This window comes from Sulfitobacter sediminilitoris, assembly GCF_010667575.1.
In the GTDB taxonomy this organism is placed as follows: Bacteria; Pseudomonadota; Alphaproteobacteria; order Rhodobacterales; family Rhodobacteraceae; genus Sulfitobacter; species Sulfitobacter sediminilitoris.
In genome coordinates this window covers 38,155-59,486 of sequence record NZ_JAABNT010000010.1, presented here as the reverse complement: position 1 = coordinate 59,486, position 21,332 = coordinate 38,155, and the positions used below count along the sequence as shown (strand labels likewise).

Below are 21,332 nucleotides of genomic sequence, written 5' to 3'. Positions count from 1 at the left end.
AATGAAAGGGCCAGTCTGGCTTTGCGTGGGATGCGATTTTTCTGGCTATGGCCAAACGCATCCCGCGGCGTTTCTGAGCGGATGGGGGAAAATATACGTGACGGGACAGAGGCTTGCAGACAAGCGGGTGCTGGTGACGGCAGCCGCGCAGGGGATTGGGCGTGCCAGTGCGCTGGCAATGGCGCGTGAGGGCGCGACTGTCTTTGCCACGGATGTGAACACCGATCTTCTTGAGACATTGAAAAACGAAAGTGACGGCGCCATCGAGATTGCCAAGCTGGACGTGCGCGACGATGCCAGTGTTAAATCCCATGTTGAACGCGCCCGCCCGGATGTCCTGTTCAACTGCGCGGGGTTTGTGCATCACGGGACAATACTCGACGCGACCGATGATGAGATCGACTTTGCGATGGACCTGAACCTGCGTTCGATGGTGCGCACGATCCGTGCGGCATTGCCCGGAATGCTGGTGCGGGGAGGGGGGTCAATCATCAACATGTCCTCTGCCGTGGGGTCGGTGATCGGTGCGCCAAACCGGTTTGTGTACGGCACGACGAAAGCGGCAGTCGTGGGGCTGACGAAATCGGTGGCGGTGGATTACGTCACCCAGGGCATACGCTGTAACTGCATCTGCCCCGGCACGGTGGAATCGCCAAGCTGGCATGACAGGGTCAAGGCACTTGGCGAAAAGCTGGGGAGTTATGACGAAGCACTGCAGCAATTCGTGTCGCGGCAGCCGATGGGACGGGTGGCAGCACCCGAAGAGATCGCGGCGCTGGTTGTCTACCTAGCCAGTGACGAAAGCGCCTTTACCACCGGGCACACACATATCATCGACGGAGGCTGGTCAGGCCAATGACAAAGAAGATCACAAAGGACGACCTGCGCTCGCGCCAATGGTTCATGAACCCTGACAATCTGGAGATGACCGCGCTCTACCTGGAACGTTATCTGAACTACGGGCTGACGCGGGAAGAGTTGCAATCCGGCAAGCCGATCATCGGGATCGCGCAGACAGGGAGCGACCTCAGCCCCTGCAACCGGCATCATCTGGAACTGACCAAGCGGGTGCGCGACGGGATCATCGCGGCTGGCGGAACGGCGATTGAAATTCCTGTGCATCCGATTCAGGAGACGGGCAAGCGGCCCACCGCATCGCTGGACCGAAACCTGGCCTATTTGTCCTTGGTAGAGACGCTTTTTGGATATCCTATCGACGGCGTGGTTCTGAACATCGGCTGTGACAAGACCACACCTGCGCTGTTGATGGCCGCCGCGACGGTGAACATCCCGGCGATTGCGCTGTCTGTCGGGCCGATGCTGAACGGCTGGTGGAAGGGCGAACGGGCCGGGTCAGGAACGGTGATCTGGAAGGCGCGGGAGCAACTGGCAGCGGGCAATATTAATACCGATGAGTTCATGGAGATCGCAGCGGCCTCCGCCCCCTCCGTCGGGTACTGCAACACGATGGGGACGGCCACGACGATGAACTCGCTGGCCGAAGCGCTGGGGATGCAACTGCCCGGTGCGGCGGCAATTCCGGCGCCCTACCGGGAGCGGGGGCAGATCAGCTATGAGACGGGCAAGCGGATCGTGGACATGGTCTGGGAAGACCTGCGGCCCTCCGACATCATGACGCGGGAAGCCTTTGAGAATGCCATCGTCATCAACTCCGCCATCGGTGGGTCGACCAATGCGCCCATTCACCTCAATGGTATCGCGCGACATCTGGGCGTTCCGCTGGACAATGACGACTGGCAGAAGATCGGCCATCACGTTCCGCTCTTGGTGAACATGCAGCCGGCGGGGGAGTATTTAGGCGAGGATTATCAGCACGCGGGCGGGGTGCCTGCGGTGGTGGGGGAATTGATCGCGGGTGGGTTGCTGCCGCATCCGGGTGCCGTGACTGCGAATGGTCAGAGCATGGGAGCGAATTGCGAAAGCGTTCGGTCAAATAATACGGCTGTGATCAAACCCGCAAGCGATCCAATGAAGGAACATGCGGGGTTCATCAACCTTTCGGGCAACCTCTTTGAAAGTGCGATCATGAAAACCTCCGTAATCTCGCCCGCGTTCAGGCAGAAATACCTGTCTAACCCCGATGACCCGGATGCGTTTGAAGGCCGCGCGGTGGTTTTTGACGGGCCGGAGGATTTCCATCACCGCATCGATGATCCGTCGGAAAATATCGACGAAGATTGCGTTTTGTTCATGCGCGGGGCAGGGCCCAAAGGATACCCCGGCGCGGCGGAGGTCGTGAACATGCGTCCGCCATCCTACCTGATCAAGAAGGGGGTCGAGGCACTGCCCTGCGTTGGCGACGGGCGGCAATCTGGCACCTCTGGCTCGCCCTCGATCCTCAATGCCTCGCCCGAGGCGGCGGATGGCGGGGGGCTGGCCCTTTTGCAAACCGGCGACCGGGTGCGCATCGATCTGGGCAAGGGGACCGCAGACATTCTGGTGCCGCTAGACGAGTTGAACGAGCGGGCCACGCAACTGGCCGCCAACGGGGGCTATGACATGCCCGCCAGCCAATCGCCGTGGCAAGAGATTTTCCGCGAAAAGGTCGGGCGACTGGATCACGGGATGACCCTTGAGGGGGCCGACAAGTTCAAAGACATCGCACGTCAGTTCATGCCGCGCGACAATCACTAGAGGACAATAGCCGAATGATACTGCTGCGATACGGTCCGGTGGGGGCCGAGAAACCCGGTATGCTGGATGGCAATGGAAACCTTCGCGATTTGTCGAATCATGTGCGCGACATTACAGGGGCTGTGCTGGATGACGCGCAGCTTGCGACGTTGCGCGCGATTGATCCTGAGAACCTGCCGCTGGTTGAAGGCACTCCGCGTCTGGGTCCCTGGGTTGGAAGTATCGGCAAGTTCATGTGCATCGGGCTCAATTATTCCGACAATGCCGAGGAATCCGGGATGCCGATTCCGAAACACCCAATCCTGTTCTTCAAGGCGAATTCTGCCATCGTGGGACCCAATGATGACGTGGTGATGCCGCGCGGATCGACGCAGACAGACTGGGAACTGGAACTGGGCGTGGTGATCGGCAAGGCGGCGAAATACGTTGATGCCAAGGATGCGCTCGATCATGTTGCGGGGTATTGCATCGTGAATGATGTGTCGGAGCGGCACTTTCAGAACAACCTTACCGGCCAGTGGACCAAGGGAAAATCCTGCGACACCTACGGGCCGACCGGCCCGTGGCTGGTGACGCGGGACGAAGTGCCGGACCCACAGAACCTGTCAATGCATCTGGACGTGAACGGCACGCGGATGCAGACGGGGAACACGGGCACGATGATATTCTCGGTCGCCGAGATCATCGAACACCTGAGCCATCTTTTCACGCTGCACCCCGGTGATGTGATCAGCACCGGCACCCCGCCCGGTGTGGCGATGGGGATGAAACCCGCGCCGGTGTATTTGAAAAAGGGCGATTTGATGGAACTGCATATCGACGGTCTGGGAACGCAGCGGCAAAAGGTCGATCAGGATGCCTGAACTGCTGCAGATCGGGGGCATCACCGCCACGATGCGGGATCGGTTGGAGCAGGCGTTCACCATCCGCCAGTTGGATGACTTTGATCCTCAAAAGATCAGCTATGTGATTACAAACGGGGCGGATGGCATCAAACCAGAGCTGATGGCGTCATTGCCAAACCTCAAGCTGATCAGCGGCTATGGCGTGGGCTATGATGCTGTGGATGCGGAGGAGGCGGCGCGGCGGGGGATCATCGTCACGCACACTCCGAATGTGCTGAACAAAGAGGTTGCGACAACAGCAGTCATGCTGTTGCTGGCCTGCTACCGCGAACTGCTGCGCGATGATGCTCATGTTCGCTCCGGCGCATGGGAGGCGGGCGGCAACCCGCCGCTGACGCGCACGGCGGACAATCAGACCGTGGGCATTCTGGGGTTGGGCCGGATCGGGCAGGCGATTGCAGACAAGCTGGCGCCGTGGAACCCGACGATCTTGTATCACACGCGGACAAGGAAGGATGTGCCCTATCGGTATTACGATGATCTGACTGCAATGGCGCGGGACGCGGATGTGCTGATCTGCATTACGCCCGGTGGCCCGTCGACTCATCACATCGTGAACGCGAATGTGTTGGAGGCTTTGGGCCCGCAGGGCAGGCTGATCAACGTCAGTCGCGGGTCCGTGGTGGATGAGGCCGCGCTGATCACCGCGCTGGAAACCGGCACGCTGGGGTGGGCCGGCCTTGATGTGTTCGAGGATGAACCGCGCGTGCCGCAGGCGCTGCGCGATCTGCCCAACACGGTGCTCTTGCCCCATGTCGGCAGTGCCACGGTTGAAACGCGCGGGGCCATGGGGGCGTTGACCGTGGATAATCTGTTGCAGCACCTTCAGGATGGGACGGTTCTGACCCCGGCGCCGGAATGCGCGCATTTATGAAGCGGCGCAGGCATGATTGAATTCGCCTTCGCTGTTTTCTTTTTGTTGATCACACCGGGGCCGGGGGTTTTGACCACGGCGGGGATCGGTGCGGCCTACGGCTTTCGCGCGGGGCTGGGGTTCATGGCGGGGCTGTGTCTGGGTGGATTTGTCACGATGGTGATGGTGATCACCGGGATCGCCGCCGTGATCCTTGCCGTGCCATGGCTGCGCGCGGTGCTGTTGTTCGCCTCCGTCGCATACCTGACCTATCTGGCGTGGCGCGTGGCAAGTGCCGGATCCAAGGTTGGGTTTATCGCAGCAGAAACCCCGCTGGGGTTCTTAAACGGCTTTGCGATGCAATTCATCAACCCCAAGGCCTATGTGGTCGCGACGACGCTGTTTTCGGGATTTGCATTTATGTCCGACCACCCCGGTTGGGAGATCATTACCAAGCTGATCCTGTTCAACGCGATCTGGATACCCGTACACCTGATCTGGCTGGGGGCGGGGGTCAAGCTGCATGAATTGAACCTGAGCCACCGCACGCAGCGCATGATCAATATCGGCATGGCAGGCGCCATGCTGATCGTCGTGGGGATTGCCGTGATCTCAACAGGCGGAACGGTCGCGCTGAATTGATATCGATCGCGGGTGAAATGGGGCATTCATGCAGCCGGATGCTATGCGATCTCAAGTGTTAGTAGTGGCTTCCCATTCAACCTCCTCCATGCAAGCGTTATTTCTAATATAAAATCCGCAGTTTTGTCAGCCTGATGAACATTGTCAGCGATGATCTGCAGTGGCCCAAAGCAGTGCTAGGAGAACAACCCATGTATGACAAACTGGTAGTGACCTTTAATGCCGGGTCTTCAAGTTTGCGTTGCGCGGTTTACAAGCTGGTCAAGGATGGGCCGTTGCAGATCCGAAGTTTCGGCATTCGCGGTCTGCCCAACGGCATGATCCTGACGGCGCGCGACCCTATTGCGGGCACGCAGACTGAGACCGATCTGGGTGCGCCCTCAAGTCCTGACCGGGCGCATCCCGAAGCGTTGAGCCATATGTTTGAGCGGCTTGATGATCTGACCGACCTTGGCACGATTTGCGCGTTTTCGCATCGCATCGTGCATGGTGGGGCGGATCACGCGGCACCTGTGTTGGTCACGGATGATGTCATCGCGAAGTTGAGCGCGCTTGAGACGCTCGCCCCCAGTCACCAGCCTCACAATCTGCGTCCGATCCGTCGTTTGCAGGAACATTATCCCGGCATCCCGCAGGTCGTCTGCTTTGACACCGCGTTTCATCGCACTCAGCCCCGTCATGCGCAGATATTTGGCCTGCCCCGCGATCTGAGCGATCATGGGGTGATCCGCTATGGATTCCACGGATTGTCCTATGATTACATCGCGCACAAGCTGGAACGGTCCTATCCGGACCTCGCCGGTAAACGTGTGATCGTGGCGCACCTTGGGCACGGGGTCAGCATGTGTGCGATGCAAGGCGGGCAGAGCATGGCCACCACGATGGGGATGACGGCGCTGGACGGATTGCCGATGGGGCATAGGTCGGGCGCGCTTGATCCCGGCGTGGTGCTGCACCTTCTGTTGGACCGGGGCTATTCCCCTGAGGCAGTGCGCGATCTGCTTTATACAAAGTCGGGTTTGCTGGGCGTGTCCGGGATCAGCGACGAGATGAATGATCTGCTGGCCAGTGACCGGGTTGAGGCGGCCGAGGCGGTGGATTTCTTTGTCTACCAGTGCCGCTGCTATTTTGGATCGCTGGCCGCAGCCCTTGGCGGGGTGGACGTGGTCGTGTTGACCGGGGGCATGGGGAAATACATCCCGGCCTTGCGGGCACGGCTGGTAGAAGAATTGGGATGGCTGGGGGCCAAACTTGATGCTGCGGCCAACACCAGCGGCGGTCCGTTCCTGACAACGGCTGACAGCCGCTTGCCGGTGATGATGTTGCCCACGGATGAGGAACGCGTACTGGCACGGCGTGCCTATGCGCTGCTGGCGGCAGGGAAGGGCGGTTGACCTGACCGATGATCTGAGCTGACGCGGCAATTTTCTACTGAATCTGACGGACAATGATGGCGATGCGCATCCGTTCTTTTTCAAGCTGGTTTGGAAAGCGGCCTAAATCGATCGCGTGGCGCGACCAATAAACAAGGCGGCAATACCGGTCGAGATCAGGTCAATCCCAAGCAGCAGACCCAGAAGCACCCGCGATACTTCGGGCAGGGCGGCAAAGATCAGCAATGCCAATACCACACTGATCAGCCCGGATAGCAGCGCCCAAAGCCAGCCTCCCGTCCCGCGCAGGTCAAGGGCAAATATCACTTGAGTGATCCCGGTCAGCAGAAAGATCAGCGCCAGCAGCGTTGTCAGCGCAATCAGGCCTGCCGTTGGAAAGAACAACAGGTAAAGACCGATCAACAGCGGAAAAAGCCCGCTGACAAGTGCTATGGCAAACACGGCCGATCCGCGAAACGCGAGGGCAAAAAGAACCGACAGCAACCCGATGAAGGTCAGCACAGCGCCGATCAGGAGCGTGACAGCGAACGAACTGACCACAGGCATGATGATGGCAAGCACGCCAATCGCGATCATGACCACGCCGGTAATGGTCAGGCCCCGCCGCCATTTCTGTACGGCCAGTGCTGTGGGTCGTTGGGGATAGGCAGGGGGCGCATTAGATGTTGCGATATCGTCCGTCATCTGAAGGTCCACTTATTTCAGGCGTTCATCAAAGTGTTGCGGGACCGATTCAGAACAGCCCCGCACCATATCAGATGCCTCCTACAGAGCCATGCCGCAATAGCTCATTTGGCGTGGGCGACCTTGATCTTTTTGGTGTTCTCTACAACTTCCGGCGGCTTTGGGATCGTGACCGTAAGGACACCGTCCTTTACGACCGCCTCGACCTTGTCAGCGTCGATGGCAAACGGAAGAGTCATCACGCGTTGGAACATGCCGGAGCTACGTTCAATCCGATGAAACTCGCGCCCTTTTTCTTCGCTGCGTTCTTCTTTCTCGGACTTCTTTTCGCCCTTGATGATGATGCGGTCGCCAGTGACGGAGACATCGACGTCTTCTTCGGTCATGCCCGGAAGTTCGGCGGTGACGCAGAACTCCTTGTCGGTCTCGCTCACATTTGACCGAACGCTGACTTCTTTGTTGCCGCCAAAGAATCCGCTGCCGAAATCGTCGAAAAGACTGTCGACTTCTTTGCGCAGGGACACCAGCGGATGCTCGTCAGACTGGCGGTTCTTGACCCAGTTGGACGGCAGATAATCCTGATATGACATGGCACTCTCTCCTTTCATCTGATGAGATTGCCAGAGAATATCAGCAGCCGCAGCGGTGCTATTGAGCCAAATCAATGGCAATAGAAAGGTCGGCATTTTTCGGCTTGGACCTGGCGCGGCTTGTCCTGTTTACTGCGGATACCGGAATATCCACGAGGCGCTGTCATGAAAGTTCTGATTGCCGGTCTGGCGACTGAGACAAATTCATTCTCTCCAATCCCGACGGGACACCTGGCCTTTGAGGATACTTACGTGTCGCGGCAGGCCACGCAGGAGGAGCCGAACCTGTTTTCGGCACCTTTGCACGAGTGGTGGCGCATGGCCGAAGAACGCGGATGGGCGGTCAGCGAAAGCCTGTCTGCCTTTGCCCAGCCTGCGGGCCCGACGATCCGCGCGACCTATGAAGCCTACCGCGACGAGATCCTTGCCGCAGTCAGGGACGTGCGGCCCGACATTTTGTTGCTGTCAATGCATGGGGCGATGATCGCCGAAGGCTATGACGATTGCGAAGGCGATCTGTTGACCCATGCGCGGGACATTCTGGGGCAGGGGGCCGTGATCGGGCTTGAGATCGACCCGCACAGCCATCTGACCGACGCCATGATGACAGCTGCCGACCTGATCATCTGTTACAAGGAATATCCGCACACTGACACGCCGGACCGTGCGCGCGAGTTGTTCACGCTGGCCGCAGATACGGCAGCGGGCAAGATCAAGCCGGTGATGCGCGACCATGATTGTCGCATGATCACAATGTATCATACGACGCGCCCGCCCATGCGCGCGTTCGTTGACAGCATGACGGCGCAGGAGGGGCTGGACGGGATTTTGTCTGTCTCGTTGGTGCATGGATTTCCATGGGGCGACTGTGCGCGTGTAGGCTCCCGGATGCTTGTCATCGCCGATGGGGATGCCGCCAAGGCCGAAAGCGTGGCGCGCGAGTTTTCGGCAAGGCTTTGGGGGCTGCGGGATCAGTTGCTGCCGGATTGGCCGACCATATCGGAGGCTTTGGACCACGTGGCAGCAGCCAATGCCACGCCGGTCGTTGTGGCGGATTTTGCCGACAACGCGGGCGGCGGCGCGCCAGCGGACAGCACCTTTGTTCTGCGCGAAGTGCTGGAACGTGGCATGACGGATATCGCCCTGGGCATCTTCTGGGACCCGGTGCTGGTGCGGATGTGTCAGGACGTGGGCGTCGGCGGGACGATGAAAGTGCGGCTCGGCGGCAAGATCGATGTGACCTCGGGCGATCCTGTCGATCTGGTGGTCACAGTGCGCGGGGTGCGCGAGGATATGTATCAGTGGATGGGAGAGACCAAGATGCCGATGGGCACCGGTGTCTGGCTTGAAGCGGATGGTGTGCACATGGTGCTGAGTGGCAAGCGCACGCAGGCCTTTCACCCTGTGGCCTTTACCGAGCTGGGGTTGGACCTGTCGCAGATGCGCGCCGTTATCGTAAAATCATCGCAGCATTTTCACGCTGGGTTCGCGCCTATCGCGTCCGAGGTTCTGTACATCAACGGGCCGGGCGCAATCACGCCGGATTACGCCAATATCCCCTACACCAAGCGGGACGGGAAGTATTGGCCCAAGGTCGAAAACCCGTTTGACTAACCGCGCTCGAACAGGCGTTTCGCCATCACGCCTGCGCGGCTTTCCACCGCATCGCAGGCATCAAGGATCATATCCTCGCGGAAGCGCCGTCCGACGATCTGTACTCCCACGGGCAGGCCATCGTTATAATTGGCAGGGACATTTCCCGCTGGCAGACCCATAAAATTCATCGCGAAAGAGTAAAACCCCTTGAGCATGATGTCTTCGGCCCCTTCGCGCCCTTCGTAATCGCGGGCGTGGGCATAGGTTGGCGTCAGCAGGAACGGGGTCAGCACTAGCGGATAATCTGCCAGCAGTTCGAGCCATTGCCGCACGTAGCCCGCGCGGCGTGCGTATGCAGCCAGCAATTCGTCACCTTGGTAGGGCGGGGCGATCCCAAGGCAATGCGCCCAGTAGGTATTAAAGTCTGCGCTGCCGTAAGATTGCATCAGCTCGCCCATCAGGGCGGAGGTTTCACCGAAAAGCGTGCGCGTGGCCTCACGCCCGATCTCGAACATGTTGGGCGTTTCGATTTCCTCGACGACATATCCGGCATCCTGCAGTGCATCGCGCGCGGTGGTGAGTGCTGCGAGGACAGCCGGGTCCATGTCAAAGCCATAGGAGTTGGTGGTGAAGCCAACCTTGATCGGACTGTCCATTGCGGGCCCGTTCCAAGGCATCGGCACCTGCCATGGGTCTTGCGGGCTGTAGGCAATGGCGCTTTGCATTGCCAGCCGCACGTCTCGGACCTCGCGGCAGATCACGCCCTGAACGGATGTGATCTGGGCCAGCATGCCGCGTTCTGCGGTTTGAGAAGGGTTGTAGGCGGGCGTGCGGCCCAGCCCAGGTTTCACGGTCGCGGCCCCTGTACAGGTCGCAGGAAAACGCAAAGAGCCGCCGATGTCATTGCCGTGGGCGATGGCCCCCATGCCTGACATCACCGCCGACGACGCACCGCCCGAAGAGCCACCGGCGCTGGCCCAGTCATTCCACGGGTTGAACGTGCGCCCATGCAGCGGGTTGTCGGTGGTGCCGCGAAAGGAAAATTCAGGCGTGTTTGTCCGCCCGATGACCACGGCGCCCGCGTTTTTGAGGTTGGTAACAAAGGGGCTGTCGGCCGGCGCGATCAGATCTTTGAGGGCGGCAATGCCGTTGGGGGTGGCATGTCCCTTCTGGTCAATGTTTTCTTTGATCGTGACTGGAATGCCGTGCAGCGGACCGACAGGCCCGGATGCCGCAAAGACCTCGTCCAGCCGTGCCGCCTCGACCATCGCTTCTTCGGACAAATCGTCAACCACCGCGTTCATCGCCGGGTTACGGTCATGCATACGGGCAATGTTTGCGGCAACCGCGTCGCGGGCCGAAATTTCACCAGCGGCGATTTTCTGAGCTAGGTCGGATGCTGCCATCTGCCAAAGTGATGCGTCTGTCATCGTATCTTCCCCAAGGTGAAGTTTTCTGTATCCAGTATACCTGCAACATTTGACTCAACAACGATCACTCTGGATATTCGCAATATGCGAGGTCCAGTCCGTGCGACACAATAGGGGCCTCAAATGCTGCATTTTTTCGTCTCAGAGCCCTGACGGGGGTAGCCGGTTCGGCTATTGAACATGCAAAACGGTGTCGGGGTCGAGCAAGGGCCCACAAGCGAAGTCTATTCCAATCCCGCGCATGCCTGCACCCAGCTGCTGCTTGAGGCAACGCCCGGCACGAACGTCGAAGTCGGATTAGGCCGATCGACGTATTTCAATCAAGGAGAAACTCCATGGGAATTCTACCCGTTATTGACGCTGCTACAGAAGAGCTGACCGAGATCTTCAAAGACTTGCACGAACATCCCGAAATCGGGTTCACTGAGGCGCGGACGGCCAAGGTTGTCGCCGAAAAACTGCGCGCCTACGGCGTGGACGAAGTGCATGAGGGAATTGCGAAAACCGGTGTAGTCGCACTCATCAAGGGCAAGAGCGACAGCGGCCGCCGCGTGGGCCTGCGCGCCGACATGGATGCGCTGCCGATCCACGAGGAGACGAATCTTCCCTATTCGTCCAAGAACCCGGGCGTGATGCATGCCTGTGGCCACGACGGCCATACCACCATGTTGCTGGGTGCCGCGAAACACCTGGCCAAGACGCGGGATTTTGATGGCACCGCCGTGCTGATTTTTCAGCCCGCCGAAGAAGGATTAGGCGGTGCGCGGGGTATGCTGGCCGAAGGGCTGTTCGACAAGTTCCCCTGTGACGAGGTTTACGGAATGCACAATTTTCCCAATGGCGCGCCGGGCAAGCTGGGCATTTGCAAAGGCAAAGCGATGGCGGGAGCGTCGTTCTTTGACATCAAGGTGCAGGGCAAGGGCAGCCATGCGGCGATGCCGCAACAGTCCCGCGATCCGGTGGTAATCGCCTCGGCTTTGGTCGCGCAGATCCAGACTATCGTCTCGCGCAACGTCGCACCGCTTGACAGCTGTGTGATCTCGGTCACCCAGATCCACGCAGGTTCCGCCTATAACGTTGTGCCGGACACCGCGATACTGGCCGGCACCATCCGGTATTTCAAGGACGAGGTCTACGAGATGGCGGCCGAGCGGATGACCGCGCTTTGCGATGGTTTTGCCAAAGCCTACGGCGTCGAGATCGGCATCGATTTGCGCAACATCTTTGACGTGCTGGTCAATGATGCCGACCTCTCTGATGCCTATCTTGAGGCGGCGGCGGATATCGTCGGAACCGAGAACGTGAGCGACGGGATTGAGCCCGCCACCGGATCAGAGGATTTCGCCGATATGCTCAAGGCAGTGCCGGGTGCCTATATCGTGGTGGGTCATTCCGGCACGGTGCCGCTGCACAATCCGGGGTTTTTCCTTGATCCTGAAGTCTTGCCCGTGGGGGCCTCTGTCATGGCGCGCGTACTGGAACGGCGTCTGCCGCTGGCTGCAGGGTGATCCATGCTGAGCGCCATTGAAATCACCGCCACCATCCTCGAAGGCAAGACAACCGCCGTCGAACAGCTTGAGACGCATTCCGCACGGGTCGATGCGGTGAACCCCAAGTTCAACGTCCTGGTCTGGCAGGACCGCGAAGGGGCGATGGCCGAGGCACGGGCTGCGACGCGGAAGCGGCCAGAGGGGAGAGCAAGGTGTGGCTGCACGGTGTGCCAATCACCGTGAAGGAAAGCTTTGATCCTGCCGGGTCCCCCACGACTTGGGGCATTCCGGAACTGAAGGATGACATACGGTCTGAGGATTCCGACGCGGTTGCGCGGTACCGCGCGGCGGGCGGGATCGTTTAACCTCGCATTCCCCAGATAGGCGATAGCAGCTGATCTAAGCCAACAAACGAAAACGGCCGGTCAAAGCCGCCCGCGCGATACCAGGTAGAAGCTATGGATGTATCAGGCGACCTTGCGACGGCGGGCTGCTAGACCCAAACCGCCCAGAGTGACTAGAAGAAGCTGCAGGGCCGCCGGTAGAGGTACTGGGCCGGTTGGTCTCGTATTGACGGTGATTGCATCGATACTCAACGTGCTCTGAAACCCGCCTGAGACAAAGGTCATCCCGACAACGAAGGGATCGGTCGGGTCAACCATCTCTGCCACGTCGATCCCGAAAATGGTCAACATGCTGATGCCGAGAGGGTCGTAGGAAAGGAAATCGAAGGTCGCGCCTACGCTGATCGTGCCCAAAAAGCTCCGGCCAGTATAGTCGAACATCGTCTGGGTCATACTCAGCGTCGTTGGGATGGTCAGCGAAGAAAAATTCTCGCAACCGGCACCATGCGTGTACGTGAAGCCTGTTGCCAACACCGGGTCCACCTAGATTGGTGCGTCTACGCCCAGCCCGTTTAAGATATTGAGCGCGATTTCGTTCTAGCCGTCCTGCGTTAGTGGCTGTTAAAGGCGCGAAAACGTCGGGTTACTAGGGGAATGTGGGCTCAGAGTAGCCTCAGCTTTGTTGGGTATGAGTTTCGGTATTTGGCGGAAAACGGAAACTGGTTTGAGTCCGTCTGAAAGCACGGACAGCAGTCAGACCTCGGCGCCCGTGCTATCTGAAGATTTGCGATGCCACGAAGGTTGCGCCGTTCGCGGTTAGTGAGCCCGAGCCGGATGACACCAGCGTCACAGGCCCGTAGGTGCGCGTTCCGGTTCGGCTGCGTGTGAAGACTGAGGTATTGAGCGGTAAGCCCGCTTGCTGACGCTGGGAGACGCGGTATCGGATTTGCGCGCTGTTGAGGGACAGCACGGTGATGCACCAGATCGGCCGGTCGGAGAGGTTGCGGCCATTCAGCGTCTTACCATTCTTCGAGCGGCAGTAGGATCGGCCTACATAGCCCGCGAAACTGCCCTCTGGTGGGGCGGGTTTGGTCTTTTTCCGGGGGGCGGCGTTGGTCTGTTTTTTTGGTTTCGGCGCCCCCTTGCGGTGCGCGGCGAGCTGGGCCTCTGGTATCTCGGACGTGATCCTGGCCATCAGCGCGGCGTCGATCAGGGTTTCATTCGCCATGGCGCGAGCGGATTTGTAATCCGCTACGGCCTGCAATGTGCGCCGTCCTACGATTCCGTCCTCAACACCTGCACCGTAGTTCAGGATGTTGAGCCGCGCTTGCAGGTCTCGTGCGTCGCTGCGCGACAGGCGCAGGTTCTGTTGGGCAGGGTCCTGGTTTGCTTCGGGTTCGGAAGTGGTAGCAGGTGGTACGGTCGCCGTTTCCTTTATGGCGGAGCGGAGGGGTTTCTCAGGTGCTTTCAATGCAGCGAGCCTGCGTTGGGCAAGCGGCAAAAACTGACCCGCTGGAAAGCGGCTCAGGTAATCCTCAAAATCGGAACGCTGATCGCTGTCTTTGATGCTTTGCCAGAAGGCGAGATCGATGGCGAGCAGTGTGTCGGCGGAGGCACCGGTTCCTTGCCGCGAAGGCGCAGTGTTTTGCGGTTCTGGAGCGGCGGGCGTGCCCTGGAGCTGAAAGAACACCGGGTCCGCACTGAGCGAGCCATAAAGGAACGGCTCCTGCTGGCCATTCGTCTGGCGAATGACTGCGTCGCGCACCTGCCGGAAGAAGTGGCCGATCTCCAGACCGGGCCTTTGCAACGCCGACAGGAAGGCCATCGCATAAGGGCTGTTCTCGCCGGTGCCGTCTAGGGCGACGGTACCCTCGCGCGCCGAATAGGCCACCAGCGAATTGCCTTCGGGCTCGTAGATGGCGAGGCCGCGCCCGATGGACCGGGTGGAGAGCGTGCGGGTCATCTGGGCCAGAAAGGGATTGTCCCGGCACGCATCGAGCACCACCAGTTGCAGACCCCGCGCGCCTGAGGTGGCGGCGACCAGAAGTTGAAGCGGGACGGCCTCATATTCGACGTCGATATCCGCCTTTAGCTCGGCATCGACCGGGATGACGAAATTCTGACGGTCAATCTCAACCCCGTGGCCGGCGTAATAGATGATCGCGTGTTCCGCCCCAATGCTGCGCGTGCGAAAGCCGCGCAGCGCGTCCAATAGATCGGCGCGGGTGGCGTCCTCGACCAGTTCCACCTGGTAGTCTAGGCTCGTGAAGGCTGTTGCGATGTCGCGCGCGTCATTGGCCGGGTTGGGCAGCATGGTGGCATGGGAGTAGTCGGAATTGCCGATTACCAGCGCAACGCGGCGCGCTTCGGCCGCGGTCGCGAGGCCGAAGATTGCGAGGGAGACAACTAGGACGTATGAGGCGAATTTGACCATGACCAAAGCCCGCTTTCTGCCTGCCTATTCTGAATCGGAATGGCCTCTAGGACAAGGAAAGACGCAAAGGCCAGTCGACGGCCCCAGAGAATTTCTGCGTTTTGCTCGGTCGCGCAGCATTATCTGGGAACGGATTTAACGGATTGCCTGTGCCTTGGCCCGCGTCAGGCAGGGCGGGGGGCATGTTTGATCTTGGCACTGTCCGAGCGAACCTACTCTAGGCGGGAAGCGCACGCTCTTAGCGTTCACTCATGAGAAAAGTGACCCTTTCACGTACTTTCAAAGTTGTCTCATAATCATCCGCCTTGCAGTGATGTTGTACGTCAGGTTTCCGTTTTCGCCCCGGAATGCAGAGGGCCTGCTACCTGGGCGCGGGATCAACATTAGCCGTGAGACAGTTCGGCTCTGGTGAAACCGGTTCGGCCCGATGGTTGCAACAGTGAGCTGGCGACACTGGGTCACCCGGGTGCGCGGATACTCGAACTGACAGTGGCATCTGGATGAGGTTTTCCTGAAGATCAAAGGCAAGACGCATTATCTCTGACGGGCAGTGGCCCACGAAGGCGAGGTCCCTGAAAGCCAAATGACCAAACGCCGGGATCGCAAAGCCGCGTTGAAAGTCCTCAAGAAATCAATGAACTGTCACGGTCGCCCGCATATTCTGGTGACCGATAAGCTCCATTTATATAGGGCAGCAATGAAAGTTAGCGGGAACGCCCGCAGGCAGGAAACCTGCCGCTGGCTGAACAGTCGCGCCGAGAATTCAAACCTGTCGATCCGACAAATTGAAAGAGCGATGCAGCGTTGCTGGTAAATAGGAAATTTACAGCCTGTTCAATTCAAAAAGAAGCCTACACTCATGACCCAACTTCAAGCTCAACTGCGCCGTTGCTCGCGCTGAATGGCGCCAACTTTGTTCCGGGTAGGTTCAGGCTCTTCGCCGGCAACTGAGACTGGTTCGATTCCGCCGGACGCCACCCTTTGCTGGGTTACTCCGAATCATGTCCATAACGAGAAGGAATACGAACGGGCGCGACATGCCGAATTAGTTCGACGAGCAGTACATTCCCGCTGATCAAACCCGACTGTTTCCAAGATCGATATTGCTTGCCGCAAAAAAGACATGAAAATTCCAATTTTGAAATAAATCCGCACACTGTGCGGCGCGTGAGGTCGGCCTCAACAAAGCAGGTTCAGCAACTACTGAGAGATAAAATGGGTACCGAAGCAGCACTTTTCGGGATGTTAGGCATCAGTTTTCTGTTCAACCTTTTTTCTGGATCTGCGGAACACGACGAATATTCAGAAGGCGATTCCTTAGAAGTGGAGCGGACATCGGATCAACTGGTGGCTGTCATGGGGACAGATGTTGAGGGTCAGACAGAGGATGCTGAAGTGAGCGACGTAGTTTCCGACCACTTGGGTAATAACGAAACCACCGACGGTCGCAGTGGCAACGATATCGGTGGAAATGAAGGCAACGCGGCACTTACCGGTTCGGAAGAAGACGAAAGCAACACCATAGTTATGGGCAATTCGACGGCCAATCCTGGGGCCGACATTACCGACTACAATGCATCCGAGGATCAACTACTCGTCGAATACGATGTCGCTGTTTTCCCTGACCCGGATGTGACCGTTGAGACCGTTACTGACGACGCAGGCACCTACTCGACCATAAGCTTAAATGCGCAAGAGATCGGACGTGTGGTGATCAATGAAGGTAGCCCTGCCTTATCCTCCGCCGAGATCGGCTTGGTGCCGATCACGATCAGTCTGACAGACAATGATGATTATCATCTTGGTACGTCTGCGGCTGAGCACATTATTGGCGGGCGAGGCGATGATACAATAGTTGGAAATGGAGGGGCTGATAGGTTGGCCGGATGGGGCGGCGATGACGAACTCATTTCCCACGGCAATGGCGGACGACTATCCGGCAATCAAGGAGACGACTATTTGGAAGCCAGGAAAACTTCCTATGGCCAATATCATCTATACGGCGGGGATGGCGAAGACACATTTGTCATGCACCTCGATAATAACCCAGGGTGGGGACATCAGGGATTTCACGCATATGGCGGTGATCAATCCGATGAGTTTCGGTTTGTCGGTGTTGGAACAACAAACGCTCCCATGATGGCGCGGATCGAGGATTTTGATGCATCGCTTGATAGTATTTGGGTGGATGATGAAGAAATTGACCTAAACGCTTTACCCGCCGACATGCGCATCGTGAATTACCACGATCAGCAATGGTTGGTTATCGAAGAGAACATCATGATTGGCTTGGAAGGTGCTCGAACGCCTGCGCCGTCCGGCGTTCCAACGATGATGGGAGGCGCTGAGGAAATGCACTTCCACGCATTCCCGGCCAATCTAGCCAATTTGCCAGCTGTGCAATTCAACAACTGACCTTCCCTATCCTATTGAAGAGCGCAACAAAGGGATCGAAGGGCTTTTTCAGGACAGGATGGTTCGAGGCGAGCAGGCCGGTTCCGAAGGATGGCTGATCGTTTCGTGATGGCGTCAACACACGTCCAATCAGCAGATTGCGATGCCGTCGGGAGGGGATATCTGCGCTCTTAACGAGATCCTCAAGAACAATCGGCGGTGCGCAGAAGGATCGCATTTGTGGCGATCTTTCTGCAATTGGCTTGACCGACGAAAGGCCCTACTCAAAGCTGCACCCAGGCAAAATAGGTTGAACCATGGCACATGAGAGCGCAACACATCCCGTTCCTGCAGATCTGCGGGAACGAATTCTTCGTCAAATTGATAATACTTTTGCCGATCAAACCAACTTCCTCGCTGACTTCGTCGCGATCCCCAGCTTGCGCTTTGAAGAAGCCGCGGCGCAGGATTTCATGGCCGCGGCGCTTCGTGCGCGCGGCTATAGCGTGGATGACTGGACCATTGCGCTAGGGGATCTGGAGAGTCTGCCGGGTTTCGGGCCGATTGACGGGGATTTTTCGCGGGCGCGCAGCGTGGTGGGCAGCTTGCGGCCTGAGGTTACGCAGGGGCGGTCGCTGATCCTGCAGGGGCATTTGGATGTCGTACCAACCGGTCCGGCAGAGATGTGGCGCCACCCGCCGTTCGATCCGGTGATCCATGACGGCTGGATGTACGGGCGCGGTGCGGGGGATATGAAGGCTGGAACAGTGGCCGCGTTATTTGCGCTCGATGCGATCCTGGACAGCGGTTTAGAGCCTGCAGCGACTGTGCATTTCCAGTCCGTTATCGAGGAGGAGAGCACTGGCCTTGGGGCGCTTTCGACCCTGCAACGGGGATATCGCGCAGATGTAGCGGTGTTGCCCGAACCGTCAGATCTGAGCATCAACCGCGCACAGGTCGGGGCCCTATGGTTCCGGCTTCGGGTGCGGGGCAAACCCGTGCATGTGTCTGTCGCGGGCGAGGGTTCGAATGCAATCCTTGCGGGCTATGACATGATTGAAGAGCTAAAAGTGCTGGAAGCGGAATGGAACGCGCGGGCGGCAGAAGATCCGGTTTACCGCGACGTTGAGCACCCACTGAACTTTAACGCCGGGAAGATTGCAGGTGGTGATTGGGCATCAAGCGTGCCTGCGTGGTGCGATATTGATTGTCGCATTGGCGTACTGCCCGGTCAGGATCTTGCGCAAGCCCGCGCCGAGATCGAAACCTGTGTGGCTGCTGCGGCGCGCAATCATCCATTTTTGTCCAACAGCCCGCCTGAAGTGATCTGGAACGGGTTTCAGGCCGAAGGATATGTTCTGGGCCCAGACGCGGATCCAGCGTTGCAGGTGATGCAGGACGCCTATGGCACAGTTTTCGAAACGGACGCGAAGATTCCTGAAAATAAGATGACCGCGCTAACAGATACGCGGTTCTACGGACTTTATTACGGTATCCCAGCGTTTTGCATCGGGCCGCGGGCGGAAAACATCCACGGTTTCGATGAGCGTGTAAACTTGGAATCCATGCGCGACACGACGAAGGTACTGGCGTTGTTCATTGCCCAGTGGTGCGGTCTAAACCGCCGCAGGGATTAGATTAATCACCGTCTCTGTCTCGGCGTCGACGGCCTGTGTGCTATAGAGCATCGGTACATAGTCGCCGCAGGCCCAGAGCGGCATGAGATCGTCATAATGGGGATGACCAGGAACACCTGATTGGCCCGGCACATTGATCCAGACGCTGTTGTCCCATGCGCCCACATCCACGACCATGCGGACGGATGCCCCGATGCGCACCCGGTAATCCGCGCCCTCGTAGTAGCCCATCATCACGGTGGTGCCGCTGCCGCCGGTCTCGATCGGTCCAACGTGATAGTCAGGCGAGACTGCATGGCCGAACCAGCCCTTGTGAAGATCACCCCAGCGCCAGCTGCCGGGATCGACATCGAAGCGCGCGCAGGCATCGTCGAAGGCGGCTTGCAGCGTCTCGGTCAGCAATGCATTGCGCGCCTTTTCGGTTTCCAGCCCGGCGAGTTCTGCAAGATTCGGGTGCTGACCTTGCATCAGTCGTACCAAGGTCGGCACGCTGCCAGGGGCGAGCAGGCGCCGCAGTTTTGCGTCGGGGGCCACGCGGCTCAACAGGGCAGGGCGCAGATGTTCTGTCAGCCAGATCTCGTAGAGCAGGGTCGGGGCAGAAGCGGTGTCAGCCATGCCGTCCCAACCGCGCAACAGTTCCTGCGCTGGGGTGCCGCCGGGCAGTAGGGCGACGAGATCCAATGCAAGGGCAGAATGCGTGTCGTTTTGCAATCGGCAGTTCGCCGCGATATCGCCTGCGCCGCCCTGCGCGATCACATGGGCGATACGGTTGGCGCGACCGTCCTCGAACCATTCAAATCCGACTGGGATTGCATCATGGTCCCAGCTGGCGGGCAGGTTCATATTGTTGGCGGAATGGACAAAGCCCGTGTCGGGGTTTTCGAGTGCAGGCAGGTCTGTGGCGGTTAGATAGCCATCCCATTCATAGCCGCCCGCGCCGCTGACGGGCACAAGTCCATGCCAGCCTGTGCGTTTTGGGACGTAGGCCGCGCTTTGCCAGCAAATGTCGCCCGCGGTGTCCGCGTAGACCATGTTGACAGAGGGCGCACCCCAAGTGGTGAGTGCGGCGCGAAAATCGGGCATTGTGGTTGCGCGCATGGATTTGAGGCTGGCCATGTAGGGCGAAGTACCGGGATCGGTAAAGACAGTGCGAATGGCCAAGGCGGTCGTGTCTTGGTTATAGATCACCGGGCCGTGACGGGTGAAGTGTAGGGGCAGGCTCTGGTCCGGGTGGTCCTTGACCGCAAAGGTTTCGGTGATTTCGCTCATCGTCTCTGCCCCATCGCCATAGCGGTAGTGCAGGGGATCGTCAGCGGCGGTCTCGTAGACCATCACGTCTTCCTGATCAGCGCAAAAGATCGTGAGGCTGAAAGCTGCGGTACCGTTGTGTCCCGCCATGATGCCGGGGGACGAAGGCTCTCCCGCACCGATAAGGTCTAGGCCGGGGGCACTGAGGTGAATCATATAGCGCAGGGACGGGGCCGCATGGGCGCGGTGCGGATCACTTGCCATAATGGCGCGTCCCGTGGTGGTCTGCGTTGGTGCGATGGCCCAGTTGTTCGACCCTTCCATTGCCGCCGTACGGCACACCTGTTTGGCCGCGTCGATGGTTGACCAGAGCGAGGCATCCTTGAGGGGCGCATTCAGACGTTCGGGCGAAAAGGTGACGGGAGCGGTCGCCAGTTCGTAGACCGCTAGCGCATCCGGGGGCAGGGGGACCGACGGGTCTGTAGTGCTCAAAGGGGGGGTCAGGGATTGGCGCAGCAGGTCGACCTCAGCATCGGCAAGGGCATGGACCTGCGCGCGGGCGTGTTCGGAAAGGGCGTTACGGGCGAGACAATGGGTGCGAATGCGCACGACGTCCTCGGGGGCCCATTCTGCAGGTGCTGTGCTGAAGTGTGCAAATTCGGGGGGCAGGGGCCAGACACCCGTGCGCGTAAGATCGACGCCGGCATTGATGCCCGCAGCGAAGGCTGTGCAGATCTCTTTGGCGTCGTCACCATAAGCTGCCCATTCGGGCGCCATCTCTCCTCGGTACAGAAACAGGCGCGCGGCGCGGTCCTGCATCAGGTAGCCGGGTCCGAAATCAGCCGCAAGCAGTCCGAGACCACGCTTGCGCCAGAGATCAATCTGCCAAAGCCGGTCGCGCGCGGCGTTCAGGCCCTGAACAAAGAAAGCGTCTGGCGTGTTTTGCGCGCGGATGTGGGCGAGGCCCCAGGTATCAATTGAGATGCTGGCAGGCGCACGGAGGCCCGAGAGTGAAATCGTGTTCATGATAAAAGCC

Annotated in this window: 18 protein-coding genes and 1 pseudogene; 13 read left to right on the top strand and 6 right to left on the bottom strand. The window is 59.0% G+C overall.

Translation table 11 applies throughout. The annotated features are described in order from the left end of the window. Positions 1–97: 97 nt before the first annotated feature. From GV827_RS15455 to GV827_RS15430, 6 genes are all read left to right on the top strand, one after another. On the top strand, positions 98–859 hold the full coding sequence (locus GV827_RS15455; protein WP_328823161.1) for an SDR family oxidoreductase: 762 nt from the start codon (positions 98–100) through the stop codon (positions 857–859). Then, a complete protein-coding gene (locus GV827_RS15450) occupies positions 856–2,655 on the top strand; it encodes an IlvD/Edd family dehydratase (RefSeq protein WP_164354717.1) in 1,800 nt (599 codons plus the stop codon). The genes GV827_RS15455 and GV827_RS15450 overlap by 4 nt, the downstream gene beginning before the upstream one ends. Positions 2,656–2,669: 14 nt before the next feature. Further along, positions 2,670–3,518, top strand: a complete 849-nt coding sequence (locus GV827_RS15445; RefSeq protein ID WP_164354716.1) for a fumarylacetoacetate hydrolase family protein — start codon at positions 2,670–2,672, stop codon at positions 3,516–3,518. After that, entirely contained in the window at positions 3,511–4,434 is a 924-nt protein-coding gene (locus tag GV827_RS15440) for a 2-hydroxyacid dehydrogenase (RefSeq protein WP_164354715.1), read from the top strand. Before GV827_RS15445 ends, GV827_RS15440 begins: the two co-directional genes overlap by 8 nt. 12 nt (positions 4,435–4,446) lie before the next feature. Next, on the top strand, positions 4,447–5,055 hold the full coding sequence (locus GV827_RS15435) for a LysE family translocator (RefSeq protein ID WP_164354714.1): 609 nt from the start codon (positions 4,447–4,449) through the stop codon (positions 5,053–5,055). Positions 5,056–5,246: 191 nt separating this feature from the next. After that, on the top strand, positions 5,247–6,449 hold the full coding sequence (locus GV827_RS15430) for an acetate/propionate family kinase (RefSeq protein WP_164354713.1): 1,203 nt from the start codon (positions 5,247–5,249) through the stop codon (positions 6,447–6,449). 102 nt (positions 6,450–6,551) lie between these two features. Here the strand turns inward: GV827_RS15430 and GV827_RS15425 are convergent, their stop codons facing one another. After that, entirely contained in the window at positions 6,552–7,133 is a 582-nt protein-coding gene (locus GV827_RS15425) for an HdeD family acid-resistance protein (protein WP_164354712.1), read from the bottom strand. Positions 7,134–7,237: 104 nt separating this feature from the next. Continuing rightward, positions 7,238–7,723 carry an Hsp20/alpha crystallin family protein gene (locus tag GV827_RS15420; protein WP_164354711.1) on the bottom strand — a complete coding sequence of 162 codons (486 nt, stop codon included), beginning with the start codon at positions 7,721–7,723 and terminating at the stop codon, positions 7,238–7,240. A gap of 165 nt (positions 7,724–7,888) precedes the next feature. On the opposite strand from GV827_RS15420, the gene GV827_RS15415 reads away from it, so the two are divergent. Continuing rightward, positions 7,889–9,337: a M81 family metallopeptidase gene (locus GV827_RS15415; RefSeq protein ID WP_164354710.1), complete on the top strand. Its 1,449-nt coding sequence runs from the start codon at positions 7,889–7,891 to the stop codon at positions 9,335–9,337. On the opposite strand, the gene GV827_RS15410 is transcribed toward GV827_RS15415, so the two are convergent. Next, complete coding sequence (locus tag GV827_RS15410; protein ID WP_164354709.1) at positions 9,334–10,749, bottom strand: amidase; 1,416 nt, start codon at positions 10,747–10,749, stop codon at positions 9,334–9,336. The two genes, GV827_RS15415 and GV827_RS15410, sit on opposite strands and share 4 nt — an antisense overlap. A gap of 335 nt (positions 10,750–11,084) precedes the next feature. Between GV827_RS15410 and GV827_RS15405 the strand changes: the two genes are divergently transcribed. The 3 genes from GV827_RS15405 to GV827_RS15395 are packed head-to-tail and all read left to right on the top strand — an operon-like array spanning position 11,085 to position 12,604. Next, a complete protein-coding gene (locus GV827_RS15405; RefSeq protein ID WP_164354708.1) occupies positions 11,085–12,257 on the top strand; it encodes a M20 aminoacylase family protein in 1,173 nt (390 codons plus the stop codon). A gap of 3 nt (positions 12,258–12,260) precedes the next feature. Next, positions 12,261–12,482 carry a hypothetical protein gene (locus GV827_RS15400; protein WP_164354707.1) on the top strand — a complete coding sequence of 74 codons (222 nt, stop codon included), beginning with the start codon at positions 12,261–12,263 and terminating at the stop codon, positions 12,480–12,482. Beyond that, complete coding sequence (locus GV827_RS15395) at positions 12,467–12,604, top strand: amidase family protein (RefSeq protein ID WP_328823160.1); 138 nt, start codon at positions 12,467–12,469, stop codon at positions 12,602–12,604. The genes GV827_RS15400 and GV827_RS15395 overlap by 16 nt, the downstream gene beginning before the upstream one ends. Positions 12,605–12,706: 102 nt before the next feature. Here the strand turns inward: GV827_RS15395 and GV827_RS15390 are convergent, their stop codons facing one another. Further along, on the bottom strand, positions 12,707–13,036 hold the full coding sequence (locus tag GV827_RS15390) for a VPLPA-CTERM sorting domain-containing protein (RefSeq protein ID WP_164354705.1): 330 nt from the start codon (positions 13,034–13,036) through the stop codon (positions 12,707–12,709). 319 nt (positions 13,037–13,355) lie between these two features. Then, entirely contained in the window at positions 13,356–15,017 is a 1,662-nt protein-coding gene (locus GV827_RS15385) for a caspase family protein (protein ID WP_164354704.1), read from the bottom strand. Positions 15,018–15,309: 292 nt separating this feature from the next. Between GV827_RS15385 and GV827_RS24195 the strand changes: the two are divergent. The 3 genes and pseudogenes from GV827_RS24195 (at position 15,310) to GV827_RS15370 (ending at position 19,048) form a co-directional block, all read left to right on the top strand. Then, positions 15,310–15,943: pseudogene (locus tag GV827_RS24195) on the top strand (IS6 family transposase). Between the two features lie 289 nt (positions 15,944–16,232). Continuing rightward, positions 16,233–17,432 (top strand): calcium-binding protein, encoded by a 1,200-nt coding sequence (locus tag GV827_RS15375; protein ID WP_164354703.1) that lies wholly within the window; start codon positions 16,233–16,235, stop codon positions 17,430–17,432. A gap of 296 nt (positions 17,433–17,728) precedes the next feature. Next, a complete protein-coding gene (locus GV827_RS15370) occupies positions 17,729–19,048 on the top strand; it encodes an ArgE/DapE family deacylase (RefSeq protein WP_164354702.1) in 1,320 nt (439 codons plus the stop codon). Here the strand turns inward: GV827_RS15370 and GV827_RS15365 are convergent. After that, positions 19,028–21,322, bottom strand: a complete 2,295-nt coding sequence (locus tag GV827_RS15365) for a penicillin acylase family protein (RefSeq protein ID WP_164354701.1) — start codon at positions 21,320–21,322, stop codon at positions 19,028–19,030. The genes GV827_RS15370 and GV827_RS15365 overlap by 21 nt on opposite strands. Between the last annotated feature and the right edge of the window lie 10 nt (positions 21,323–21,332).

Bases quoted from the DNA above. Each gene is read 5' to 3' on its own strand.
- GV827_RS15450 (WP_164354717.1), top strand. From the start codon at position 856: ATGACAAAGAAGATCACAAAGGACGACCTGCGCTCGCGCCAATGGTTC.
- GV827_RS15445 (WP_164354716.1), top strand. From the start codon at position 2,670: ATGATACTGCTGCGATACGGTCCGGTGGGGGCCGAGAAACCCGGTATG.
- GV827_RS15440 (WP_164354715.1), top strand. From the start codon at position 3,511: ATGCCTGAACTGCTGCAGATCGGGGGCATCACCGCCACGATGCGGGAT.
- GV827_RS15435 (WP_164354714.1), top strand. From the start codon at position 4,447: ATGATTGAATTCGCCTTCGCTGTTTTCTTTTTGTTGATCACACCGGGG.
- GV827_RS15430 (WP_164354713.1), top strand. From the start codon at position 5,247: ATGTATGACAAACTGGTAGTGACCTTTAATGCCGGGTCTTCAAGTTTG.
- GV827_RS15425 (WP_164354712.1), bottom strand. From the start codon at position 7,133: ATGACGGACGATATCGCAACATCTAATGCGCCCCCTGCCTATCCCCAA.
- GV827_RS15420 (WP_164354711.1), bottom strand. From the start codon at position 7,723: ATGTCATATCAGGATTATCTGCCGTCCAACTGGGTCAAGAACCGCCAG.
- GV827_RS15415 (WP_164354710.1), top strand. From the start codon at position 7,889: ATGAAAGTTCTGATTGCCGGTCTGGCGACTGAGACAAATTCATTCTCT.
- GV827_RS15410 (WP_164354709.1), bottom strand. From the start codon at position 10,749: ATGACAGACGCATCACTTTGGCAGATGGCAGCATCCGACCTAGCTCAG.
- GV827_RS15405 (WP_164354708.1), top strand. From the start codon at position 11,085: ATGGGAATTCTACCCGTTATTGACGCTGCTACAGAAGAGCTGACCGAG.
- GV827_RS15400 (WP_164354707.1), top strand. From the start codon at position 12,261: ATGCTGAGCGCCATTGAAATCACCGCCACCATCCTCGAAGGCAAGACA.
- GV827_RS15390 (WP_164354705.1), bottom strand. From the start codon at position 13,036: ATGACCCAGACGATGTTCGACTATACTGGCCGGAGCTTTTTGGGCACG.
- GV827_RS15385 (WP_164354704.1), bottom strand. From the start codon at position 15,017: ATGGTCAAATTCGCCTCATACGTCCTAGTTGTCTCCCTCGCAATCTTC.
- GV827_RS15375 (WP_164354703.1), top strand. From the start codon at position 16,233: ATGGGTACCGAAGCAGCACTTTTCGGGATGTTAGGCATCAGTTTTCTG.
- GV827_RS15370 (WP_164354702.1), top strand. From the start codon at position 17,729: ATGGCACATGAGAGCGCAACACATCCCGTTCCTGCAGATCTGCGGGAA.
- GV827_RS15365 (WP_164354701.1), bottom strand. From the start codon at position 21,322: ATGAACACGATTTCACTCTCGGGCCTCCGTGCGCCTGCCAGCATCTCA.